We start from the raw sequence: 23,248 nt of genomic DNA on the forward strand, positions 1-23,248 counted from the left end.
GTTGATAACATTACAGGAAATACTTCTATTATTACAAAGTTTGATATCCAGTCAATGAAAGCTATTAATGCTGCCATTCTTCCCCTTATGCGAGTATCGAAATACTCAGCTTGAATTAACCATCCAGTTCCCCCAACTCCATAAGCGAAGAATACTATAAATCCTGCAAAAGCTATGAGTGCTCCTATTAAAATTCCTCTCATAAGTAGAATTCCTCCAAGCAAGTCGAAAGCTAGCATACCTGCATATGCCGATAAACCTAAGCTTCTTCTGCCTATTCTATCAATATACTTAAAAGCAATATAGGTTGCAGCAACATTTATCGCTGCTAAGATTGATGCGGCCTCAACTGAGGATATTTCGCTATAAACTGGATTACTAGAAGAACCAAACAAGTGAAGACTAAGAAGTATCGTAGGCCCATAGTAAAAAGGTACGTTAATTCCTGTGATTTGCTGGAATATTATCCATAGACTAACAATAAATAAAGCTCTCTTAGCTGCAGTATCAAACTTGCTCTTTTCTTCATTCCTAACCTCAAATATAGCCCTATCAATTTGAGAATTGTCGACATTTAGTCCTAATTTGGCGAAGTCTTTCTTTAACCTGTCAATTTTTCCAGAAAGGAGCAACCATCTTGGGGATTCGGGCATCATAAACCTTAACACAAGACCAACTAGCGCTGGAATGGCAGCTATTGCAAAAAGCAGTCTCCAATCAAGAGTAAAGGCAAGTGATGGAGCTATAGCTAGAACTGCGATACCTACTATGTAAGAGCCCATAATTCCTATAGTAATCATCCACTGTTGCATTATCGCTAATGAACCTCTTCTATCTCTTGGCGCATATTCTGTTATATATGCGGTAGCAACAGCAGAATCTGCACCTATAGCAACTCCTATTATAGTCCTTAGAGTAAGTAACATTATCCCATTTACGCTTAAGGAAGTAAGAATTGCTGCTGCAGAATATATTGCAGCGTCGGCTATTAGCAGGGATTTTCTTCCATATTTATCCGTATAAAAGAAAGCTATTATAGCTCCAATTGCGGCACCAAGTGACGCACTTGCTATTTCATATCCCAGAGCAAAACCAGTAAACTTGAAAGGAACAAATACTGCCGCTATACCTATGACTTCAGTATCATAACCAAATAGAAAGCCACCTATTGCCGCCAAGATGGTTATGATCCAGTATAGTCTAGTAACTTTTCGATTGTCCAGCTGGTTGAGTATTTCTTGAAGTGAAGATGATGCCATAGGGAAATATAGTCATTATAGAATAAAAACATAATGTTTTAGTATAAGCAATAGGAATAACATTAAATTCTATCAAATATAATAGAATCTATATAATATCTACTTATATATTGCGTTAAGTATTCATATATCTGTAAGTTTAATCAGAGAGATTTATATTTAATATGATAAAGCATGAGACAGCTTTTTCCATCTCTATAAGTAATATTTATTATGAGTAGAATTATACTTAATCGTTATAGTGGATATAAAGCTTATAAACTTTCCATTATTTATCTTTCATATGGCAGAAAGTAAATCTCCTAATAATGGGGAAATAGTTTCAAAACTAACAGCTAGAATAGATAGATTACCCACTATTGGCTTGCCTCTTTCAGTTATTTTGGCTTTAGCCTTTGGATATTTCATTTCATTGTACGACGTAATAAACGTTGGAATAGCTTTTTCTTCTACATCTCTTGCTTATACACATCTAACATTACCTGAGGCATCATTTGTCATTTCTATGGGACTTTTTGGCTATATTCCGGGAGCTATAATCCTAGGCTATATGGGCGATAAAGTTGGAAGGAAACCTACTCTTATTCTTACAGCGTTACTCACTGCTATAGGTAGCCTAGGTAATGCTCTTTCGATAAATTATCCAATGTTTATTGTTTTTAGGTTTATCACTGGTATGGGAATTGGTGGAGACTTAATTCTTGTGCCCACATATATTGTGGAGATGGTACCAGCAAAGGATAGAGGAAAGTACTTTAATTTAGTCTATATTGCAGGCTGGGCCGGTCTAGGTTTAGGCCCTTTTATGGCATCATATATTGATGTAGCTAATCCAGCAATAGGTTGGAGAATAATTTTCGCAATAGGTGCAGCATTAGCTTTTATAGTTTTGGTGATAAGAGGTCACGCGTCCGAAACTGTAAGAATGTTAGCATTAAAGGGAAAAATAGCTGAGGCTGAGCAAGTTGTTAAGGATATGGAAGATAAGGTTAAGCAAAAGACAGGACTAACTTCTTTACCCGAACCTAAACCTCTAAAATTCTCTGAGAAAAAGGTTGATCCATTCTATATATTTAAAAATCCAGACTATAGGAAAAGAATAATTCCAATAATGTTGGCTATTTTTTTCTTTTATTTTGGAGAATATCCTTATCTAACTGAATTTTTGCTATGGACTTCTAGTGTTACTGCTCTGCACAGTATTAGCAACCAAGTAACTCTCTACTATGGTGATGCAGGAGTTGCAACATTTATAGGAGCAATTTTACTCAGATATATTGTTGAAAAAGTTAGGAGAGCGATTCTAGTTACGGTTGCATATGCTGTAGGGATGCTAGCAGGTGTTACGATAGCAGTTTTAGGTGCACTTTCAGGAGATCTTGGTCTTATGCTTGGAGGATTTGTATTAACAAACTTAATAGGAGTTGGATGGAGTAATCAGCTTAATTACTTAAACGGTACAGAGAATGTACCAACTTATGCTAGGGCTACAGCATTTTCCTTCAGCGATGGATTAGGGCATTTAGGAGCTGCTATTTCAACAGGAATAATTTTATCAGTGATAGCTTCAATAGGTGCTTTAACTACTTGGATAGGTTTTCAAATTCCAATGGTTGTGATGGGAATAATACTTATAACGATATTGCCAAATACAATAGGAAAAAGCTTAGAAGAAGTTAATGAGTCAAAGTCAGGGACATAGATAGTGAATATTTTTAGAAAATTGTAAAATTATTTTTATCTATCTTAAAATTTTTCTTATCAATTTTTATAGTTATTAATTCTAAAAAACTTTTATTCGAATTAAATATGGATAATTATAGAATAAAATGGATTAACTCAGACATCTTTAGCTAGTTCTATGCATTCAGTTAGTGAGTAGATTCTAGATCTAATATCCTCTAAGCAAATTCCAGCATTTATCATTCCATTCTCCTTGAGTACTCTCAATGCTTGTCTTAACGTTCTAGTTGGTAATTTAGTCTGGTTTCTCAACTGTGAAAAAGTCATGGGTCCATAGAATTCGAGAATTTTATAGACTAGTTTTGCGGAACATGGAAGTTCATCAAAGCTATTAGAGGACATAGAATATCTAAGTTTGCGAACTTTATAATTTTAATGATATCTGCAAATGTTGCACTAACAACTAACTTTATAGCCATAAAATCTGATAAATACATGGAGATAGAAATGAAACTATATCAGAGGTTTCCTGATACTCAAGTTCTAACGACAAAAGGTCCAATAGATTTTTATAAAGATATATTTGGAAAAGGAAAATGGTTATTTCTGTTTGCACATCCTGCAGACTTTACTCCTGTCTGCACAACGGAATTTGTAGCGTTTGCAAATGCTTATGATGAGTTCAAGAAGTTAGGCGTTGAATTGGTAGGAATGAGTGTAGATAGCATATATTCTCATATAGCTTGGTTAAGTGATATAGAACAGCGGTATGGAGTAAAGATACCATTTCCTTTAATTGCCGATCCTGACAAAAAGCTAGCTAGACTTCTAGATATAATTGACGAAGCATCAGGAGTAACTATTAGAGCAGTGTTCCTAGTTAATCCAGAAGGTACAATTAGATTTATGGCCTATTATCCCATCGAATATGGAAGAAAGATAGAGGAACTTCTAAGGATAACTAAGGCGGCTATAGTTAATTATAAGGCAAAAGTTTCGCTTCCGGTTGATTGGGAGCCAGGAAAAGAGGTAATAATTCCTGCGCCAACGACTTTAGATGAAGCTGAAATTAGGATGAAACTTCCGAACGCCAAAATGTGGTATCTTGCATTTAAGAAATATGATGAGCTCCCGCAAGACCAAAGAGTATAAGCTTTTATTTTAAGCTTTTTTATTCTTTACATGAGAATTCTTATTGCAGGTATAGGTAATTCATTTATGATGGACGATGGTTGTGGTAGCTACGTAGTGAATTCTCTAAAAGTCGAAGGAGTAGACGTAAGAGATTATTCTACCGGTAGTATGTCTTTATTTGACGATGCCGAAAATTATGACTTAGTTATAGTTATAGATGCAGCAGCAATTGAAAAAGATGTAGAAGTAATTGAATTAAAACCAAGAGAACTAGGAGATTCTGTCCTTTCAATGATCTCTTCAGGTTCTCACGGTATTGGAATTGAAGACATAGTTACTTTTCTTAGTACTGGAAGGTTAAAGACAAGGTTTATTTTAGTAGGATGTAAGCCACACAAAATTGACGTTGGGATTGGTCTATCCACTGAAATGAAGCAAAATTGTATTAAAGCCATCGAAGAGCTGGGTAAACTTCTAGAAATCTTTAACGTTAAGTTAAATGTAGAGGAATCTAAGGAAAACTTTCTTAAAAATGAAATATAGAATTTGCATCCTAAGATAAATGATAAGATTTATAGATCAATTAGATTTAATATTAAAAATAACACTAAAATTTCTAATCATTCTTATGTAGTTATCTGAGCTCATTAATTATACGAAATAAGTTTCCATTTATTTCGTCCTCTGCAATTACTTTTATGGCATAGCCAGCATGTGCTAAAACATAATCCCCCTCTTTAACATCAACAAGTCCAACTTCAACTTCTCTGTTAATTCCGCCAAAGTTAACTATAGCTGTACTTCCACTTAGTTTGATCACCTTCCCTAGAAAAGCTATATCATATGGGTCAAAATTACTCAATTTTCTATCGCCTTAACTATTTCTTTTTCATATTCTATCAGTTCTTTGTATTCTTTTTCATCTATTCTTTCTAATATCATACCATAACTCACTACAACGTAATCCCCTTCCTTAACTTCGACACCGTTTAGTATTACTGGTTCAACTATACCATTACCATAATCAACAAATGCGATAAAGTCCTGAACGTTTACTATCTTTGCGGGAAAACTTAAACACATTATTTTATTTTATTACTCTTAAGACTATATATCTTTATGCGGGTTGAAGGGGAAGAACCAACGTAGATGAGGATGAGTAATCCATTAAAGTCCGTTAAATATTTTCCTGGTAGTTGTATGTCATCCTCCGTAATGTTCTGTGTTAAGGTTATTAATAAGTAATAATTTATATGCATTTAACAGCGTAATTATCCGTTACTTGTAGTAGATCCGCTAGTTAACTCTAAAGGAACCATATTTACGTCATAACCATCATAGAACCACCAACTACTAGCTCCTAGACCTAGTGCCCAAAGTATTGCGTTGTAAATTATGAATGACGTAAGGTTGAACGAGGACGTAGCATAAACTGATACGCTGTTAGCAACTACTGGAGCTACTCTTACAACACCTATTAGAAAAGCTCTTGAATCTGTTGGCATTAGAGTAGGTTCATGAACTGTTCTGGAAGCCCACCCAAATTCGCTGAAAAACATATTGATTAAAAGAAGGGTATAAAAGATGAAAATGAATCCAGATGATACCATTTCAGACATCTGAATTTCTCCATTGATAGGCTTTAGCAATTGACCATAATATAATATAGATACCAAAATAGCCAAAGTAGAGACTAGTCCTCCAAAAAAGGACATAAGACTAAATTTCCTTGACCCTATTTTGTCTATTGCGAAAAAGGCTACAAATCCAGCAACCGATGCACCTAGATTAGCAACGAAAATTATAAGCGGTATCTCTGCTCCTGTAAAGTAATAGTCGGCAACAACGTATGCCATTAGTCCATATGTTACGTATTGGGATATTCCAATTAACGCTAGAAATATATATCTTTTAGATAAGCTAATTTGTCTTATGTTTGTTCTTTCTCTAACATTATTTTTTTCTTTGAGTTTACTAACTTCCTTCTTTGCTATATTTTCCTTCCCTTTAGTTATGAGCCACCTTACAGATTCTGGTAGTAGTAGTCTTACAACAACTGCAGTTATAATACCTAAAATTGCAACTATTACTAAAGAAAGTAGTTCTATTGCTGCTGAACTAGTTATATTATATGTAAGGTAACCCACCAATGCTGCTATCATTGCCCCTACATTATCAAAATTTGGGGCAAGTACTAGCATTCTATCCCTTTGATTTAAAGGTATCATCTCAGCGGTATATGATAACATTACAGGAACTTCACCCTCTACTCCCAGTACTCCTAGAATTATACCTATAACTATTAAATAAATATAAGGAGGAGATGATAGCATGTCAACATTAAATCGAGATAAAACTGTCGATATTCCAATTAATAGAGTTCCCATTGCATACATACCCATAGTAATGAAAAATGTCGTTTTTCTTCCCAAAGTCTTGTCTGAGAATAACGGAAGAATCAAGTTTCCAACTAATGTTGCAAATGTAGGAGTCAAGAGGAAAAGAACGTTCTTCACACTAGGATAAAATAGTGGGGCAATACTTGCTATAATTCCCCACATAAAAAAGCCAACAAACAACGAGATGGACATAAGGATATGAATAGATGACCATTTAGCCTTGTCTACTTTTCCTATTATTTCGTTATCTTCCATGAGTTTTTTGTTGTAAAACTTACTTATAAACCTAGTTATAGATTACCTTCTAGCTAGAATTGATAGAGTAAAATGATTTTTACAGTGCAAAACATTTTTTAATCTTCATTCTAAAAAGTTAATCATGGAATATTGTACAGTAAAAGTAACTTCCAAAAATAAATTGATTAAATTAAAGGGTGTTAGATATGTTAGAATTGTTCCTCCCAAAAGACTCTCATAGAATTAGATTTCTTTACCTTATTGGCTCCGTGTTCTGGTTAGCATTAATTGGTATTGGAGCTATGAATATGAGAACATATCTAGAGTCACAAGGTTCTATAAAGTTTGATGAAATCTACTATTTTTTCCTCACTTTTCACGGTGATTCTGGATTTTTTATTTTTATAGAAATAGCAACAGTTTTTTTAGTTTTATATATATCGCATTTACGAGGTCAAGAATTAGGAGGTAGACTATTATCTCTCCTTTTTTGGACAGCAAATATAGGTGCTGTAATTTACTTTTTAGGAGGTCCGATAACAGGATGGTATTTACAGTACCCTTTATCCCTTCAGCCTGGAAGTTTTATTGGAATCTATGGTATAGATTATTGGATAAGTTATGTTGGAATAATAATTATCTCTGTTTCCTTTTCTATTTTAGGTCTTAGATTATTTAAAGTTGTAAGGGATACTATCTTACGAACATCTAGTATTTTAATGGGTATAACTGAGCCGTTCTTAGGTATAGTTGCTGTAATAGATATAGTAGGAATATTTGGAAAAACGTTATCTGCAATAATACCAACTTCAGTTTTTTGGATTTTTGGTTCATCTTCAGATTATTACATGACTTATGCAACTTTTGGACTGTTATATTACTTTATTCCATATTATGGCTCTAGACCAATTAGCGAAAAATGGGTAAAATGGTTCTCATTACCTTTACTTATTCTTCCAATTCTATCTTTTTCGAGCGATTTACTGACTTGGCCTATTCCTGTACCTCTTAAAATTATGGGAGTTATATCATCATACCTTTTATCTGGATTTCTTGGATTACTTATAATTAACCTTATAAAATCACTAAATATGTACAAATTAGGCGACGTAAAATCTTTCTTCTCTCTACTTTGCTACATAGGATTCATAATATCTGCTATTCCTTCGTTACTTCTTCCAGAGCCTTTTCTGGATACGTTTTTCCATAACACGTACTATGTGGTTGGAAGTTTTCATTCGATAATATGGGATTTTCTTATTGTAGGTCTAATGACTGGATTAGTATCATTTGCGGAAGAGAGAAGAAAATATAGTGAATCAGAAACTATATTATTAAATCTTGGAATAATCTTGTGGAGTATAACTTCCACTGTCTTGGCCTATTTAATGATGGAAGTAGGATATTTCGGATTGATCAGAAGGGAGATTATTTATTCTCCAGGATTTAAGCCTATAATGGTATTTATGAGTTTCCTCGCATATGATGCATTAACATCCATAACGCTAGTGGTTTCTATACCTCTTTGGATATTTATATCCTCTATTAAAGGACCTAAAAGTATAAAGAAAATTGTTTCTAGAGTTTCAATTATAGTGAAAAGTTTCAGTAAATAAAAATTTTTTATTAAATCTGAATATGATTTCTATAATATAATTTTAAATTTTTTATCTAATAAACGTATATGATAAGATTTTTAGTTTGGCATGTCAATAAATCTTTGTGTTAGATCCTTTATTGGAAGTTATTAAACTTAAAGTTGAAGTAGATGATGGCAGAGTCTTAAATGCTAAGTCCTCAGGTAACAGGTTAAGGAATTATGAGAAAGCTTTTATATCAAAAGAAGCAAACAAAATTCCATTTATCATACCTAGAGTGCTTTCTACATGCGCGAATTCTCACGTTTTCGCTTTCCTGGAGGCTACCTCTAATCTAGGAGAAGCAACAATTATAGCGGCAAGGTCTATGGTTGATTTAGAGATAATAGAGAGCCATTTAAGGCATCCTTACGCTTATTGGTTTCCGAAGATAGGTGGAAAGGAATTCGATTTTCCTTCTGGGAAAAAATTTAGAGAAGTTTCAGCTATATCAAGAAAAATCAGAGAATTAATGGAAAGAATTGGGGGGAAGTGGCCATCTGTGGGATATCTTACTAGTGGGCAGAAGATTGAACTTTTAGGATTAGACCCGGTTGTTAAATTCTTCGAGGAGAGGATTGTAGGAATGAGTTTACAGGATTTCATGGATATTTCCTCTATGGAAGAGCTTAAAGGAGATATATCTTTACTTAACTCGGTTCCGTTTTGGAGATCTGGATTAGAAGAGTATTTGACTTCTGGATTTCCATTTTCTAGGTCTATTGATCTAGGGAAGATAAGGGACTATGGAATAGGCGTAGAATATGATGGAAAGAAAGTAGAAGTAGGACCTTTAGCTCAGGCGTTGACTTTTGATCCTTTAATTAAAAAGTTACATTATAAATACGGTGCATCTCCAGTTCTAAGGGAACTATCAAGAATTAGAGTAGCTGGAAAACTCCTAAGCGAATTGAAGGAGTTCGAAAATGTAGCAGATCAATACGAGATAAGAGGTAGTGGTTCAGGTGTTGTTGAGTCTATTAGGGGAACCTTAATCCATCGAGTGAGAATAGATAACGGATTCATTACTGATTACTCTATAATACAACCTACTACATTTAACGCAACACCTGGAGGAGCGTTAGAGGAGGCAGTTAAGGGTATACCAATTTCAGATTTAAAAGATCCTTGGGAGCTATCCTTAGCTGTAAGCTCTCTAGATTCATGCTTCGTCACGGAAGTTGAAGTTCAATCAAAAGGCATAGTTGTAACAAAAAAGAGAATTGGAGGATTCTGTTAATGTCCCCTCGTCATTTTTTCAGCGATTCTTTGAGCAACTAATTTAATTCCTTCGAACGTTAACGTTACCTTATCGTCGTCAATAATAATATATCCATCCAAGATCAACTGTTCAATATTTCTTACTTCGCTTTGCTTTATCTCTTTACCAGAAGCTATACTCATGTAAATTCTCTGTAGCTCGTCCATTATTCCACGCAATTCCATTAATCTTCTTATTCCTTTATCTGTGAGATAAAGGAAACCTTCTTCTTCCTTGATCAGCCCATTATTTACTAATTCGTTAACATTTATTTCCTTTACTTTTATCTCATTTATCTTTCTAGGGGCAATGTAGATTTCTTCAAGAGCAAGCATTTCAGAAAGCATCTCCCTATCTCCTCCTTTTCTTTAGAAAATGCGACAATTGTGACATTTACTTTAATCCCCTTGCTTATTATCTCTAATAAGTAGTTCTCTAGTTCATTATATGAAAGAATTCCGGGATAAATATCATCAAGTCCTAACACTATGAATTTAACGTTTTTTGAAAGATCAACGATTACTACTTCTTCATCACCTTCTCCTATTATTTTGTCTAGGTCCTGAAGCCTCTCTCCGAGAAATACCCCACCAAATTCTTTGATTAAGCTCTCTATATCTTCTCCGTTTAGTTTATTCCCTATACCAATTATTTTCATATTCTCACTGAAAATCTTTCCTGATTTCCGTCTAGGAAATGAACATTACATACCATACAAGCGTCATGAGATCTCACTATATGCACGATCTCTATTGGATTATCTGTATAGTCTACTTTCGTTCCTACTAAAGCTTGTGACATATGACTAGGATTTCCAAAAGGATCTTCAGGTCCCATATTTATCTGTGTAGGTGTAATTATTTGATAATTATTTATTTTTCCATCTTTAATCGAGATCCAGTGGCCTAATGAACCTCTTGATGCTTCAACTAGCCCGAAACCTTCTCCTTCATTCTTTTCATCCGGTTTTATATACGTTTTTCCATTAGGTTCATAATTTCCAAGCTCTTCCTCAACAAATTTATGAATAAGTACCAGTCTTAATATCCTCGAAATCTCTCTAACTAACACACTTTTACCTCTTCTCCTTAGGATGTCGACTATAAGTGGATTTAAGCTTACAGAAAGCATAGCTAATGATCCTACTTCTGGCGCTATATACTCTCCATTAAGACTATACCTAAACGCTTTGGTAAACGTATACTTTCCGTTTTCCTTAGGCATTATTGGTATGGTCTCTCCTTTAAACGGATGAAGTCCTACATTTCCCTTAGTGTAGGTATAAAAGGAATGAGTTACGAACTCAGCTATGTTACCTTGCTCTAAGGGGAAAATTTCCCATGTTTTTAGATTTAGTATTCCAGACCTAAAGCGTAATTCTCCTTTTCCTTGAGAATAGTTCTCAGCTAAAGGAAGATGACCAAAAGACATCAAATATTGAGAACCAGACCCCAGTTTATCCCACTCCATCTCTTTTCCATATATCCAAATCTTTGATATATCTCCTTGCGGATAGTCCTCGCTCCATTGGTCTAGATCAGATTGAGATTTGAGTTCAAGAAACTGAGTGAGAGGTCCTCCTAGTAGAACTTTCTCAATAAAGTTTTCTTTAATTGTTTTTAAGATAGCCTTTGCCTTAATTATATCTTCTGGAGTCGGTTCGCAAGTTATTCCGCCAGGAACTATTGAGGATCCATGAGGCCATTGTCCTCCAAATATAGCGTAGATTTCTGTATACCTCTTTGACCATACTACTGCAGCCTTGTATGAGCTTCCGTAAAAAGGAGCCCATCTCATTACCATATCCTTATAAAAGGGAAATTTTTCATATTTTCTGTTTACTGTATCTATAAGGAACATTAGGTATATATGTCTAGCATCATTCTGGCCCATTTCTGCCATGCTCATTACATTCCTTAATCTTACACCATTTTCAGGAACTTCTGCCTTATAAGCCATGTCTAAAGCTTGAGCAGACGCTAAAAGATGAGATCCACCACATATTCCGCAAACCCTTGGTGTAATAACTAAAGCGTCCATTGGATATTTTTCCTTTAGAATTATCTCTATTCCTCTAAAGAGTCTTGATATTGCATATGCCTTAACTACAGTATTCCCACTAAATTCTATTTTGAGATCTAAATCTCCCTCTACTCTATTAAATGGACTGATTATCTTACTACTCAATCCAATCTCCCTTTTCCTTTTTCTTGAAAAGAGGTTTTAGGAGGAATGCTGGTGCGCTACCTTTTGCTATTGCTGAGAATGTCACATAGGATCCTCTACTTACTCCTAACGGTAACCTCTTTGGTATTCCGGATCTGTTTTTTTCCGTTCTAAAGAAGTTGAATGTTGGAAAATCGAATTCTGTACAACCCATACAAGGTGTTCCTACTCTAGTCTTACTACTTTGATTGTTCCATAAGATATTATTACATGAACTTCTTGTATATGGCCCTCTACATCCTAACTCAAAGTAAAGACATCCCTCTTTATGCCCTAATTCCTTTAACGCGATCTTATAAGTAAAGTAAGGTTGTCTAGGGCAACCAAATTGCGTTGTCGTCGAGTAGAACATCTTTGGCCTTCCATACTCATCTAGCATATCAGGAGTTAACCTATCAGTAAGGACTAAATGAAGCACAGTTAAAATCCATGAAGGATGTGCAGGACATCCGGCTAAGTTGATCACGGGAAGTCCAGATTTACTTCTGAAATCCTTCCCCAGAAAGCCTCCTAATTCCTTTTTATAATATTGGAGTCCAGTAGACTCAGTAGGATTTGGTTCGGCTGCAGGTATGCCTCCGAAGGAAGCGCAATCGCCAACTGCAACTATGTACCTGCTCATTGGGGCAAGTTTAGATACCCATTCCTTCATTGGCATCCCAGCGAAGAGGTTAAATAAGCCTGTTCCTTCTGGACCCAACACTACTGAACCTTCAAACATGAGGACATCAAGCTCTATACGTTGATCTATGATTGACTTTAGTATACTTTCAGCGCTTTCTATCGAAAGTGATGGGTGCCAGATCAATTTTGCATTATTCTCATCTAGAAATTGAAGAATATCTGGATCTGAAGCGTTTAAAAGTGATAATGTGTTTCCTCCACATGATCCTCCTTGTAACCACAAAATTGTTTTCATTATATTGTTAGTTAAAAAAAGGAAGGATTTAAACTTTAGTTTATAAACTGTCATGTTTTGAGATTGTATAATAATTTGATAAAAAATTAATAATTTTAATTATTTAAAAAAATATAAAAAATATATAAGCAACCTTTAATTAGACTTTTATACTGAAATGAAAACAATAGTTTGATGAGCATCGATAGAGACGAGGATTATATTGAAGGCGTTGAAAAAATTAAGCAGATAGTTATTTATCTTAACTCCACTGGTATTTTAGATAGTGTTCTCGACGTTCTTAAAGACGAAAATAAGCTTAGATCGTTCTTGACTTCAAAGACTTATAGGGCAATTGTAGAGATGTTAGGAGAACTTAAGGAACTTATAGACAATGGACAAGTTAGTGCTGATGACTTCATTAATGGAACGATAGCGATTGCAAAGCACTTAGATAAGATAGGTAAAATAATTTCGATCCTGGAAAAACATGGAGTATTGGATGTAATTACTACAGGAATGTCTAAAGCTGCTGAAGAAATGATCAAAGATAAAGATCAGTCTAATATAGTTGAATTGCTAGCTTCCTTTGATGATCCTGACGTAAAAAAGACATTAGCGTATTTTAGGTTTATGTTAAAGGAATTGGGAAAGGCTACTGAACTAGTAGTTAATGACGGAAAAAATCAACAAAAGTAATCCCTGTTATCTGGAGATACTAAAAGAGTTAGCTGTAGTATCATTAACATCGCGTTTTTAAGTGCCTTTCCTTCGGTGGTAAGAGAGTACGTAACTTTTAGAGGTTTTTCTCCGTGTAGTTCTCTCTTCACTAGCGATGCATCCTCCATTTCTTTAAGTCTTAAGGATAGAGATCTCTGGGTCATACCTTCAATCTTTCTCCTTATTTCACTAAATCGCATTGTTCCATACTTGTCTAGAATGGTTAGTATAGTGAGAGTGTATTTCTTTACCATTAGATCGAATATCTTAGGGTTATATAAAATACATAGATCTTTATCGTTTTTTAAACAGCAATCCACAAAATGTATGACTTATAATATAATAAAAATTTTGGGTTTTTTTAGACATCTAAAGCAATCAAACTATATCAAGAAAATGTTGAATACTTTCTAATTTAAAGCGTATATCTTGGACATAGTCGTATTGAAGGGTAAATTAAAATATAATTATTTATCATGGTTATTTAACGTCGATTTTTTCATCCTAGATTGTATAGTGTTAAACAATATTCACGCCTTAAGAAAAATGGCGCTATCTACTTAAATCCTTTATAATACTCTCGATATAAGTTCCTATATTATCACCATTCTCATTTTGAAGAAACATAAACATAGCTGTAAGTACTCTATCTAATCCAGAATAAAGTTTTTCGTCTTCAGTTATTTTTTCCATGATTTTTTTCTGTACCGTATTATCAAATATATCCTGTCCACTTTCTTCGACTATCTTATGCATGGCCATTTCTTCAATTGCCTTAAGTAGAAATGAGAGAGCAATTACAGGATCTTCTGAAGAGGATGATAATTTTAGGTATATATCCGCAAGTCGAGAGTGATCCATTAAGAATGCAACCTCTTATTTATTTCCTTTGCTAAGTAATATGTATCATCAACTACGACATCCATACCTTTACGTTTAATAAAAATACATACAGCAATTACCAGTATTGGGGGAGTAAATGGGGAGGGAGGTCTATACACTAGTTTTCCATTTCTCTTTTCAATAAAATACTCTATAGGGAGCTTAGTTTCTGGCTCAATTATCGTTTCTTCCTTCTCTACCACCAAACTTCACCGATCTAATATATCTAGCTCCAGGTTTTCTCAAGTCCCTTGGATCCAACGTATGTCTTATTCCCCCAAGAGCTGATGCAGCAATGTTAAATCTTGCCCATTCCTCCATTATTTCAACATAAGCCCTAGCCTCGTGAATACATGCACCTACAGAAAGAACTCCATGGTTCAAGAGAATCACTATTCTAGGTACTTTAGCACCTTCGCCTCTAATAGCCTCAGCTACGTTTTTTGCTAATTCTACTGTACCTGGATGAGAATACGGTATTACTTTCACATCGCCTAGGATTGCGGCTGCCTCTCCATGTGTTACTTCTAATCTACCTGCGATAGTTGCCCCAAGAGTATAAGGAGAATGAGCATGAATCACTGCGTTTACGTCAGGTCTTACCTTATATACTGCTAAGTGCATATAAATCTCAATTGACGGTTTAAGATCTCCTTTCAGAATATTGCCTTCAAGATCTACTTTTATTAAGTCATCTGCTGTTAGGTCAACTCTTGGATATCCTGAAGGAGTGATCCAGATTTTATCTTCTCCAGGCATTCTAGCACTTTGGTTTCCTCCAGCATTATTTATCATACCTTTCCAGTAAAGGGTTTTTACGCTGTTCACCAGTTCTCTCTTAAGGCTATCCTCATTATTTTGACATAACTTACAAAAAGTGTTACCTATCATGTAAACCATATTTTCACCTTCTGCATTTAGGACTTGGATTAGCTATTTTATGCATAGCCCATATCCAGCATGTGCCTTCTTGGGAGACCATTGGGGCTCCCTTAGGGTCTTGTGGACTACATTTTTTCATATATAATGGGCATTCTGGAGGATCTATAGTACCCATGACTACTTCACCGCATCTGGCTCCAGCTACATGCTCATCTGAAGTTTTTGTCCTATCCTTCAAGCCGTATTGGACCCTTGCATCATACTTCTTAAAATCCTCTTTTAATCTAAATCCCGCTCGAGGGAAAACTGCTACACCTCTAACATAACCTTCATCTAGATCGTAAACTTTTTCCATAACTTCTTGCGCTTTAATGTTACCTTCCCATGTTACTGACCTAGTATATTCATTCTCAATTTTAGGATATCCCTCTTCGATCTGCTTAAGAATCATATAAATTGACATTAATACATCTAGAGGTTCGAAACCAGTAGCTACCATTGGTTTCTTTGATTTAAGAAAATAGGGATAATATGGCTTCAATCCGGTCACTGTAACAGAATGTCCAGCAGATATGAATGCATCTATTCCCAGTACATTAGATTCCATAACAGAACCTTGAATTGCTGGAGTATATCTATAGGATATAAGGAAGCTTAGATTATTGGGAATGCCCTTAAGTAGTTCGAAGGCGGTTGCAGGAGCAGTAGTATCCATTCCGACGGCAAAGAAGGTGAATTGTTTATTTGGTTCCATTCTAGCCATTTTTACAGCATCTTGAATGCCATAGATTACTCTAATATCACCGCCATTTGCCTTGGCTTCTTCTAATGACATTTTAGTCCCTTTGGCCCTACTCATATCTCCATATGTTGTCACTACTATACCGTCCAAGGCTAGTTTTACTGCATCGTCTATGTCAGTGGCAGGGGTAATGCAAACAGGGCATCCAGGTCCAGCTCTTACTTCAACGTTGTCTGGCAGTAAACTTCTTATGCCATAATGCGTTATTGTCCACTCATGACTTCCGCATACGTGCATTATCATAATTCCCTCGTCTATTTTCTTCGCTAGTTCAGCTATTTTTTGTGTTATTGCCTTAGATAGTGTTGGGTCCTTATAATATCTTAGAAGAGATGAATAACTCATAGCTTACCACCAATAGCTTCATAAAAGTCTTGCTTTCTCTTTTCGTTAGATATACCGTTATTCATTTCTTCCCACATTTCTATAGTTCTTCTAGCCTCTACCTCATCAATTACTTGAATAGCATATCCAGCATGTACTAGAACGTAATCTCCTACATTTACGTTAACTAGAGATAGTAGAACGTTGTCCTTTATTGTTCCATTACCGAAGTCAACTTTACCGAAATCTCCATATATTTCTAAAACCCTTCCAGGAAATGCAACGCACAATTTAATCACCATATATTTTTTTCATTTCTTTAATTTCTCCTTCACTTAACTTATAGACAGGATAGTAGTTCTCGTCGACGTAAAGCATAGGCACTCCACAATGCTTTGGAATTTCAATTTCATAGTCACAATTTTTACATTTTAGAAAATCTATTTTTCTGAAGTTCCCCTTTTGAATAAATATCATCTCTTCTTCATGATGCTTTGGAATACGCATCTCTTTTTCGCAAATCATGCATACTAGCTTTCCCATCTTTATCACCTAACATATTCTAGGTACGGGGTCTCCAATTGGTCGACTTATGTATCTTTTCCCTCCAATTATTGTCTCTAAGATTACCCCTTCTATATCCTTTCTAACTTCACCTATACTCTGAGCGTCTTTACCTAGAGGATCGGACCACAAGGCGTTAAGTACATCATTTTCATATTCTGGAGAAACTGCAAGAACTGCTTTACCTTCATTACCTAATTCAAGAAGATCTAATCCTAGGAATTCAACAGCAGATTTTACCTCTTCTCTTGCTGGTATTTTTTCCTCCTTTATGTAAATCCCTAATCCAGATTTTTCAGCCCAATCGTTAAGGAGATCCGCTAGTCCACCTCTTGTAGGATCTTTTGCGTCAGCTACACCTCCAACTTCCATTACATTGAGCATAGTTCTGTTTAGAGGAGCAGCGTCAGAACTAACGTTAACTTCAAAGCCTATTCCTTCTCTAGAGGACAGTATTGAAATAGCGTGATCACCTATAGTTCCGGTAACAATTATTTTATCTCCAGGTCTAAGATTTAGTGGAACTAGCCAGTTCTTAGGTTCTCTAGTTTTTCTTAGATTTTGGATATTATGATCTAGTTGAGAAGGCCTTACACCTATCCCAGCAGTGTTTATTATTATACCATCTATTTTACCCCTTTCCATAACTTTTGTATCTCCAGTAACTACGTGAACTCCGGCCTCTTTTGCAGTCGAAAGTATTCCATCGGTTATCTTTTTTAAATCTTGAATAGGAAATCCCTCTTCTAACACTACACCTAAGCTTAGAGCAATCGGTTGTCCACCCATCATAGCAACATCGTTTACCGTCCCAGTAACGCTAAGTCTCCCTATATTGCCCCCTTTAAAGAATATTGGTCTAACAGTATACGAATCAGTAGTAAAGATGATGTTGTTTATTACTGCACCATCATCTAAGGCGTTTAAGCCTATTTCTCCATATCCATCGTAAAGCCCTAGGAAAACATCTTTAATCAAAGAATTCATGTATGAACCTCCAGCTCCATGCAATAGGGTTACGATCTCCTTTTCCATGTTTATCATATACTTTTTTGAATAAACGCTAATAAGAATTTCCGTGAATATTATGAATGTTAAAATGAATACAAGTTTAACTAATATTAAATATGGACTAATTAATCTGATTAAAAATAAGTAGATTTATACTCAAAGGAGAGAAAAATAATTTTGAACAATACTATAAATTTATTATTTAGAAACTAACCAAGTCTTTAATGTTATTAATGTAATTATATAAAATAATGAGAACATTATTCCAGATAGGTAAACTAGACCATAAAAATACCATAATGCAATACTAAATCCCCATAAAAGCTGAGGTATCCATGAGAACAAATAAGCGATTTTGAAGTTTCGTATTACGTTAAACTTTAGTGGAGCTATTCCTAGTACTATGCCGCAAATGGTAGCTATACCGTAAGGAATCTCATTTAAGGTTAGGGCGTAATATACTGAACCAATACTTAAAAATAGATCTACGATAAGAAAGGAAATATACTTTCCAATATCTATTTTATTTTTTAAGAAATTGAGAGTAAAATAAATAGAAAAAATTAGTGATATGATAGAGGCAAAGACGTTTGCTTCTTTGATCGGATCATAAGGTAAGGGAAGAATAGAATGAGTCATCTGTGACGCAATATTTGCCCCAGCTAAGGACAGAGAAGAAAGTATTATTGGATAAGGATCTTTTTTCTTAATACAGAGATACGCTATCTCTGGATATATCATAAGAAGGAACATAAATGAGTTAGGTAATTCCATTAGTGATATAATTATTCCTATTGGCGTAACAGTTACAGTTGGTACGTCTGTAGCATAAAAGTCTAGGCTAATTACTGCATTTGAGAACCCCCTTAATATTTCATAATAAGTAAAACTCATTATAATCTCATTAATAATTAAGAGAGAAATTAGAGAAATATTGTTTTTACCAAAATTTCTAAGAATAAATGGGATTGTTCCTAATATAATACAAATAAGAATGGACAAAATGATTTCTCCACTTCCTGCAAAAAGAGTTATATAAATCGAGCTAGACACGTAAAAGATAAAAAGAAGGATAAATGAGATAGTGAAATTTTTCCTATTCCCAAAGTCAAAGGCAAGAGCTATTCCTATTGTCATAAGAGCTATAAATACAATATAGGCAATTATTAAAGGATTGGGCATTGCATGATTCTATTAAGCGTATGGCTATTTAGCTTTACTTTTAACATGGCCTAATATAGGGAAAAGCCGGTATAATAACATATACCTTAGTTTAATGATTCGTGGTTAATACCGTGAGTTCTCTTTATTTATAGTAAAGTGTTAATATATTCAAAAAATAATAGTTTATTTTTTTAAAGGAAATAAACTAAAAAGCAATGTTTTTATATACGAATCGGGTAGGAATATTAATGGATGGAGTTCATACCAGGTGATAATATGGGAGAAGCGAAGTGGTTAAAAAGAGAAGTTCTTCATATCCTAGACTTAATTCCTCTTTCCACCTCTAGTGTTGCTCCTACTTTTAGTATTGCAGCAGCCTACGGAAGTATGGTGGCAATTATGGGGCCTAATGCTATAATGGCCGTAGTTGTTAGCTTCCCACTCTTTCTCTTCTCTTCTTTCATTTTGAGGAAGTTAAATAGAAAATCTCCACATGCTGGAGCTTCCTATCATTGGGGTATGAAGTTTATGGGGAAGAAGTATGGTTCCTTTCAATTTTGGGTAGTAACTTTAGCCTATTTTCTGTCTTTACCTCCAATAATAATACCTGCAGGAGAATATACGCTTGACCTTCTGTATAGGCTTGGTATAATAACTAGAATGATAGAGATGAGCGTATTCTGGGACTCGATCGTGGGAATATTTTGGGCAATATTTGCTTCTATTCCATTACTTTTAGGGGCAAAACCAACTGCTAGATTTACTGAGGTATTTCTCGTTATGGAACTAATTATTCTCTCTTCCTTTATAGTGCTGGGTTTAATCTCTTTACCAGAACACGTTATTAATCAATTTAGCTGGAATTGGTTGTTTAGTATCTCTTGGATTTCATCTCTTCCCACTTTTTTAGGCCTAGCTGCGACAATGGTTATAGTAGCAACCATTCTAGATGGTTGGGAAATCGATTCCTATTCATCTGAGGAATCAAAGAAACCACACAAATGGCCAGGTACTTCTGGTATAATTGGTCTGGTCTCTGTTTTCATTATATATCTAATAACAATGCCAATCATGACAATTGAAACTCCAATTTCAGCTTTGAGCGTATCAGTTGATCCTCTAGCAAGGTGGGCTTCCTACGTAATTCCTGGGTTTGTTTGGTTAATGGATATTGCTGTAATTGCTTCAACAGCTAGTTCTTTGTGGCTAACTGCTTATATTTTGAGTAGAGCTTGGTACGCTGCTGGAAGAGAAGGTTTAATGCCATCGTTTTTTTCTAAAGTTAATAAGTATGGTTCACCATCTTCTGCAATAATTATAATGACAATAGCCGAGATCGCAGTTCAACTCCTTGAACTTACTTCTCCAACAATTTTGTCTTTCTTCGTAATAATGTTAAGTGCAGCAGGCACTTTTTTGCTTATGGAGTTTGGTATCGATGCTCTTACTTCTACTTTTATATTCTTTAAACAAAGAGGAAATTGGTTTTACAAACTAATCTCTCCAATAACTGTAACTGCCATGTTCTTGATTATAAGTCTTGGGATAGTTAATTCAGCCACTGTATTTGGAATACCTAGTCTCAATTACCTGATAATAGTTATAGCTATGCTAATTCCCGGGATATATTTTATGTCTAGATCCAATAAGGTAAAAATTATTATTCCAAGTTACATACTCAACCTTGAAAAACAAGAAATGCATAAAGAACAAGAAAACAGTAAGTGAAAACGTATTTTACTTCTTTAGATAAAATTCCATATAACTTTTAGTTTAATGGCTAATTGGTCTTTTTTAGCTTAAATAAGAAAAGTTATATAACTCATAAAAGATATATAGAGTTGTATGTCGAGTGTACCCTCGTTTAATCTATCTCAAGAGAAAGTATCATTCGATGTGAAGTGTAAAGAGTATCTTAAGTTATGGTTAGAATTAAAAAAGGAATTAGATGCAAAAAATGTAAAGGCTTTAGTATACGGTTCTGTAGGAATATTTTATAGATTATCATCTGTAGATGATGCAGTAGAATTGATGAAACTTTACAGAAAGAATGGTCCACAAGATATGAATGTAATAGTAATGGAGAAAGATCGAGAAGTATTTAAGGAAGTTATACAAAAGGCTGGATTCACTCCATATTATCATCTAGAATTTACGATCGGAAACTTAGCTGGAATGTTCTTTCTTGATAACTATATTATCAAGGTTTATTACATGGATGAAATGAAATTTAATCACGATATTCCAATAGATTGGAGTGAGTTTCTAGCATTTAATTTGACCGATCTCTTACTTAGTAAATTACAGATACACTTTCCTTTAGATAAAGATATTGCTGACATTATAGCGATCATATTAAAGGATGAAGAAATTTCACGGAGCAAGATAATAGAGACAATATCAAACGATTATGGATTATGGAAGGACTCTATATCAAACTTAGAAAAAGTAAGGCAATTAGCTTCAAGGCTTGAAATGGATAATCCTAGAGTTAAGGATAGATTAAAAAAAGCAATTGTTACTTCGATAAAAATTCATGGAGAGCTAATGAACTCTAAAAAGGGAGATAAATGGATTCCTAAAGGTGATGAAGAGAAGTATTGGAGAGACTTTTGATGAGAGGAATTAGTTTTTTTCTACTACTAATTTTCTTACTAAATGTCGTTCTAACTTATTCTCAGGAGGTACAAATAGGTTATATAAAATATACTATATTTTTGTCTAACGATAGTATTGTAGAGACAAACTCTTCTAACTTATTCTCTCCTATATCTCCTTCAGAAATGGTAGTGGATAGTTCTGGAAACGTGTTTGTTGCTGCAGTCAATACAATTTACGTATTAAAGAATAATGGAAATATAAGTAAAGAAATTAATGTGAGCGGTGTAGAATATTTAACATATGATCCGAGATCACAAGTCATTATTACAACTAGTGGAACTTTACCGAATCACGTAATCTCATTCATAAGTGATGATAATTTATCATTGCTTGATCGAGACTACTTAAGCGTCTATCCTCTCTCTATAGCTTATGACAACGTTTCTGATAAGGTAATTGTAGGCCTTATAGGCGGTATAGGAATCCTTAAAGGAGATAACATTACCGATATTGTGAGAATGCCAGGAATTGTATCCTCTTTAGCCGTTAATAATATAGGTAATATATACGTTGTTGGATACAATTTAAGCGCAAACAGAGGATTTTTTTCGATTCTAGACAATAATTTTACTGTAAAACTAGAAGATAACTTTAGCACTTTTTTTAATTTTGTTAGCTACATTAATGGAAAAACATATATAGGAGGAGATGGTTGTATTTTAATATATCAAAATAATACTTTCTCAAAAATCACTTACTTGGGCGAGGATTTTTATGGAATGGCTTATGATCCTATAAACGATTTAGTTTACGTCGCTGCTCATAGCTTATACGGTCCAGATTTTGTTCTTGTGATTAAAGGCACAAACATAGTTGGAAGAATATATGGAGTTGTAACTCCAATTGATATTATATTCAACCCAGTAAGTAAGCTCATATTTGTATCAAATTTTTTCTCTGGTACGTTGTCTATCATATCCCCAGGGAAACCTCCTGAAGGAAATACACAAGAGGTAACTCTTCCCTCTAATTCCTACGTTTCATCCGCCTCAAGTACGGGTATAAATATGTTAAAAATTATAATCATATTAACAATAGCTCTATTCTTTATAGCATCTTTATTTCTTAGAAAACTAAAAAGATTCGGCTAGTTGTTTAAGATCTTCCCTTATTTTTGAAGGTAATTGTATATTGATAGTATAAACGAAAGTTGGTCTACCTTTCCCAGCAGATCTCGATTTTGATCTTTCTACAAAACCCCTCTCATTTAATATCTTCAATGATTTTATAACGCTTGATTTATTTACATTGATTCTTTTACTTATCTGATTCGCTGTGGCGTTATTTAGTTCTGTTAGTGCCTTTAACACCATTAGATCTGTCTCAGATAAACCATAGATCGCCTTTATAAGCTGATCTGATCTGACTTTTAGCCCGGAATTCGTTGAGAGAACTGAAGAATATCTGGAAATACTCTCTCTTTCCATATTAGAATGAATTTATATAAACTTGAATATATAGTTTTCTGAAGATTGTGAGTAGATAGAAATTTCTATGATTAAGG

General features: G+C 34.5%; 28 protein-coding genes. 9 read left to right on the forward strand and 19 right to left on the reverse strand.

Annotated elements, in window-relative coordinates; all coding sequences use genetic code 11:
• A partial coding sequence (locus tag CM19_RS10215) for an MFS transporter (protein ID WP_048100492.1) occupies positions 1–1,259 on the reverse strand: 1,259 nt, incomplete at its 3' end.
• A 283-nt stretch (positions 1,260–1,542) separates the two neighbouring features.
• On the opposite strand from CM19_RS10215, the gene CM19_RS10220 reads away from it, so the two are divergent.
• Positions 1,543–2,961 (forward strand): MFS transporter, encoded by a 1,419-nt coding sequence (locus tag CM19_RS10220; RefSeq protein WP_048100350.1) that lies wholly within the window; start codon positions 1,543–1,545, stop codon positions 2,959–2,961.
• Between the two features lie 137 nt (positions 2,962–3,098).
• Here the strand turns inward: CM19_RS10220 and CM19_RS10225 are convergent, their stop codons facing one another.
• Positions 3,099–3,344 (reverse strand): winged helix-turn-helix domain-containing protein, encoded by a 246-nt coding sequence (locus CM19_RS10225; protein ID WP_048100351.1) that lies wholly within the window; start codon positions 3,342–3,344, stop codon positions 3,099–3,101.
• Positions 3,345–3,377: 33 nt separating this feature from the next.
• Between CM19_RS10225 and CM19_RS10230 the strand changes: the two genes are divergently transcribed.
• Both CM19_RS10230 and CM19_RS10235 read left to right on the forward strand, forming a co-directional pair.
• On the forward strand, positions 3,378–4,094 hold the full coding sequence (locus CM19_RS10230) for a peroxiredoxin (RefSeq protein ID WP_235185669.1): 717 nt from the start codon (positions 3,378–3,380) through the stop codon (positions 4,092–4,094).
• Between the two features lie 30 nt (positions 4,095–4,124).
• Complete coding sequence (locus CM19_RS10235; protein ID WP_048100352.1) at positions 4,125–4,619, forward strand: hydrogenase maturation protease; 495 nt, start codon at positions 4,125–4,127, stop codon at positions 4,617–4,619.
• 91 nt (positions 4,620–4,710) lie between these two features.
• Here CM19_RS10235 and CM19_RS10240 read toward each other — a convergent pair whose 3' ends face one another.
• From CM19_RS10240 to CM19_RS10250, 3 genes are all read right to left on the reverse strand, one after another.
• Positions 4,711–4,938, reverse strand: a complete 228-nt coding sequence (locus CM19_RS10240; protein ID WP_052349528.1) for a HypC/HybG/HupF family hydrogenase formation chaperone — start codon at positions 4,936–4,938, stop codon at positions 4,711–4,713.
• Positions 4,935–5,159, reverse strand: coding sequence for a HypC/HybG/HupF family hydrogenase formation chaperone (locus CM19_RS10245; RefSeq protein WP_048100353.1), 225 nt, complete (start codon positions 5,157–5,159; stop codon positions 4,935–4,937). Before CM19_RS10245 ends, CM19_RS10240 begins: the two co-directional genes overlap by 4 nt.
• A gap of 188 nt (positions 5,160–5,347) precedes the next feature.
• The gene (locus CM19_RS10250; RefSeq protein ID WP_048100354.1) at positions 5,348–6,730 is read right to left on the reverse strand and encodes an MFS transporter; all 1,383 of its coding nucleotides are present in this window, start codon (positions 6,728–6,730) and stop codon (positions 5,348–5,350) included.
• 188 nt (positions 6,731–6,918) lie between these two features.
• Between CM19_RS10250 and CM19_RS10255 the strand changes: the two genes are divergently transcribed.
• Both CM19_RS10255 and CM19_RS10260 read left to right on the forward strand, forming a co-directional pair.
• Positions 6,919–8,328 carry a cbb3-type cytochrome c oxidase subunit I gene (locus CM19_RS10255; RefSeq protein ID WP_150111428.1) on the forward strand — a complete coding sequence of 470 codons (1,410 nt, stop codon included), beginning with the start codon at positions 6,919–6,921 and terminating at the stop codon, positions 8,326–8,328.
• A gap of 106 nt (positions 8,329–8,434) precedes the next feature.
• On the forward strand, positions 8,435–9,589 hold the full coding sequence (locus CM19_RS10260; protein ID WP_052349529.1) for a nickel-dependent hydrogenase large subunit: 1,155 nt from the start codon (positions 8,435–8,437) through the stop codon (positions 9,587–9,589).
• On the opposite strand, the gene CM19_RS10265 is transcribed toward CM19_RS10260, so the two are convergent.
• The 4 genes from CM19_RS10265 to CM19_RS10280 are packed head-to-tail and all read right to left on the reverse strand — an operon-like array spanning position 9,586 to position 12,755.
• Positions 9,586–9,957: a hypothetical protein gene (locus CM19_RS10265; protein WP_048100357.1), complete on the reverse strand. Its 372-nt coding sequence runs from the start codon at positions 9,955–9,957 to the stop codon at positions 9,586–9,588. The genes CM19_RS10260 and CM19_RS10265 overlap by 4 nt on opposite strands.
• Positions 9,903–10,268, reverse strand: a complete 366-nt coding sequence (locus tag CM19_RS10270; protein ID WP_048100358.1) for a hypothetical protein — start codon at positions 10,266–10,268, stop codon at positions 9,903–9,905. Before CM19_RS10270 ends, CM19_RS10265 begins: the two co-directional genes overlap by 55 nt.
• On the reverse strand, positions 10,265–11,797 hold the full coding sequence (locus tag CM19_RS10275) for a nickel-dependent hydrogenase large subunit (protein ID WP_048100359.1): 1,533 nt from the start codon (positions 11,795–11,797) through the stop codon (positions 10,265–10,267). Before CM19_RS10275 ends, CM19_RS10270 begins: the two co-directional genes overlap by 4 nt.
• Positions 11,790–12,755 (reverse strand): NADH-quinone oxidoreductase subunit B family protein, encoded by a 966-nt coding sequence (locus CM19_RS10280; protein ID WP_048100360.1) that lies wholly within the window; start codon positions 12,753–12,755, stop codon positions 11,790–11,792. Before CM19_RS10280 ends, CM19_RS10275 begins: the two co-directional genes overlap by 8 nt.
• 174 nt (positions 12,756–12,929) lie before the next feature.
• Between CM19_RS10280 and CM19_RS10285 the strand changes: the two genes are divergently transcribed.
• Positions 12,930–13,433, forward strand: coding sequence for a helical membrane plugin domain-containing protein (locus CM19_RS10285; protein ID WP_048100361.1), 504 nt, complete (start codon positions 12,930–12,932; stop codon positions 13,431–13,433).
• Here the strand turns inward: CM19_RS10285 and CM19_RS10290 are convergent.
• The 9 genes from CM19_RS10290 to CM19_RS10330 all read right to left on the reverse strand — a co-directional run bounded on the left by CM19_RS10290 (position 13,421) and on the right by CM19_RS10330 (position 19,101).
• Positions 13,421–13,774 (reverse strand): winged helix-turn-helix transcriptional regulator, encoded by a 354-nt coding sequence (locus tag CM19_RS10290; RefSeq protein WP_048100362.1) that lies wholly within the window; start codon positions 13,772–13,774, stop codon positions 13,421–13,423. The genes CM19_RS10285 and CM19_RS10290 overlap by 13 nt on opposite strands.
• A 232-nt stretch (positions 13,775–14,006) precedes the next feature.
• Positions 14,007–14,315 (reverse strand): hypothetical protein, encoded by a 309-nt coding sequence (locus CM19_RS10295; protein ID WP_048100363.1) that lies wholly within the window; start codon positions 14,313–14,315, stop codon positions 14,007–14,009.
• A complete protein-coding gene (locus CM19_RS10300; protein WP_048100364.1) occupies positions 14,315–14,539 on the reverse strand; it encodes a hypothetical protein in 225 nt (74 codons plus the stop codon). Before CM19_RS10300 ends, CM19_RS10295 begins: the two co-directional genes overlap by 1 nt.
• The gene (locus tag CM19_RS10305) at positions 14,511–15,236 is read right to left on the reverse strand and encodes a class II aldolase/adducin family protein (protein WP_048100365.1); all 726 of its coding nucleotides are present in this window, start codon (positions 15,234–15,236) and stop codon (positions 14,511–14,513) included. The genes CM19_RS10300 and CM19_RS10305 overlap by 29 nt, the downstream gene beginning before the upstream one ends.
• A 4-nt stretch (positions 15,237–15,240) precedes the next feature.
• Positions 15,241–16,365, reverse strand: coding sequence for a hydrogenase formation protein HypD (gene hypD, locus CM19_RS10310; protein WP_048100366.1), 1,125 nt, complete (start codon positions 16,363–16,365; stop codon positions 15,241–15,243).
• Entirely contained in the window at positions 16,362–16,634 is a 273-nt protein-coding gene (locus CM19_RS10315) for a HypC/HybG/HupF family hydrogenase formation chaperone (RefSeq protein ID WP_048100495.1), read from the reverse strand. Before CM19_RS10315 ends, hypD begins: the two co-directional genes overlap by 4 nt.
• Before the next feature lies 1 nt (position 16,635).
• A complete protein-coding gene (locus CM19_RS10320; RefSeq protein ID WP_235185670.1) occupies positions 16,636–16,887 on the reverse strand; it encodes a hypothetical protein in 252 nt (83 codons plus the stop codon).
• A gap of 9 nt (positions 16,888–16,896) precedes the next feature.
• Positions 16,897–17,952: a hydrogenase expression/formation protein HypE gene (hypE, locus tag CM19_RS10325; RefSeq protein WP_048100367.1), complete on the reverse strand. Its 1,056-nt coding sequence runs from the start codon at positions 17,950–17,952 to the stop codon at positions 16,897–16,899.
• A 165-nt stretch (positions 17,953–18,117) separates the two neighbouring features.
• Complete coding sequence (locus CM19_RS10330) at positions 18,118–19,101, reverse strand: hypothetical protein (RefSeq protein ID WP_048100368.1); 984 nt, start codon at positions 19,099–19,101, stop codon at positions 18,118–18,120.
• Positions 19,102–19,335: 234 nt separating this feature from the next.
• Between CM19_RS10330 and CM19_RS10335 the strand changes: the two genes are divergently transcribed.
• From CM19_RS10335 to CM19_RS10345, 3 genes are all read left to right on the forward strand, one after another.
• Positions 19,336–20,811: an APC family permease gene (locus tag CM19_RS10335; RefSeq protein WP_048100369.1), complete on the forward strand. Its 1,476-nt coding sequence runs from the start codon at positions 19,336–19,338 to the stop codon at positions 20,809–20,811.
• Between the two features lie 117 nt (positions 20,812–20,928).
• Complete coding sequence (locus CM19_RS10340; protein WP_048100370.1) at positions 20,929–21,699, forward strand: hypothetical protein; 771 nt, start codon at positions 20,929–20,931, stop codon at positions 21,697–21,699.
• Positions 21,699–22,835: a YncE family protein gene (locus CM19_RS10345; RefSeq protein ID WP_048100371.1), complete on the forward strand. Its 1,137-nt coding sequence runs from the start codon at positions 21,699–21,701 to the stop codon at positions 22,833–22,835. The genes CM19_RS10340 and CM19_RS10345 overlap by 1 nt, the downstream gene beginning before the upstream one ends.
• On the opposite strand, the gene lrs14 is transcribed toward CM19_RS10345, so the two are convergent.
• Positions 22,818–23,171, reverse strand: a complete 354-nt coding sequence (gene lrs14, locus CM19_RS10350) for an Lrs14 family HTH-type transcriptional regulator (protein ID WP_048100372.1) — start codon at positions 23,169–23,171, stop codon at positions 22,818–22,820. The genes CM19_RS10345 and lrs14 overlap by 18 nt on opposite strands.
• Between the last annotated feature and the right edge of the window lie 77 nt (positions 23,172–23,248).

This window comes from Candidatus Acidianus copahuensis, from assembly GCF_000632495.1.
In the GTDB taxonomy this organism is placed as follows: Archaea; Thermoproteota; Thermoprotei_A; order Sulfolobales; family Sulfolobaceae; genus Acidianus; species Acidianus copahuensis.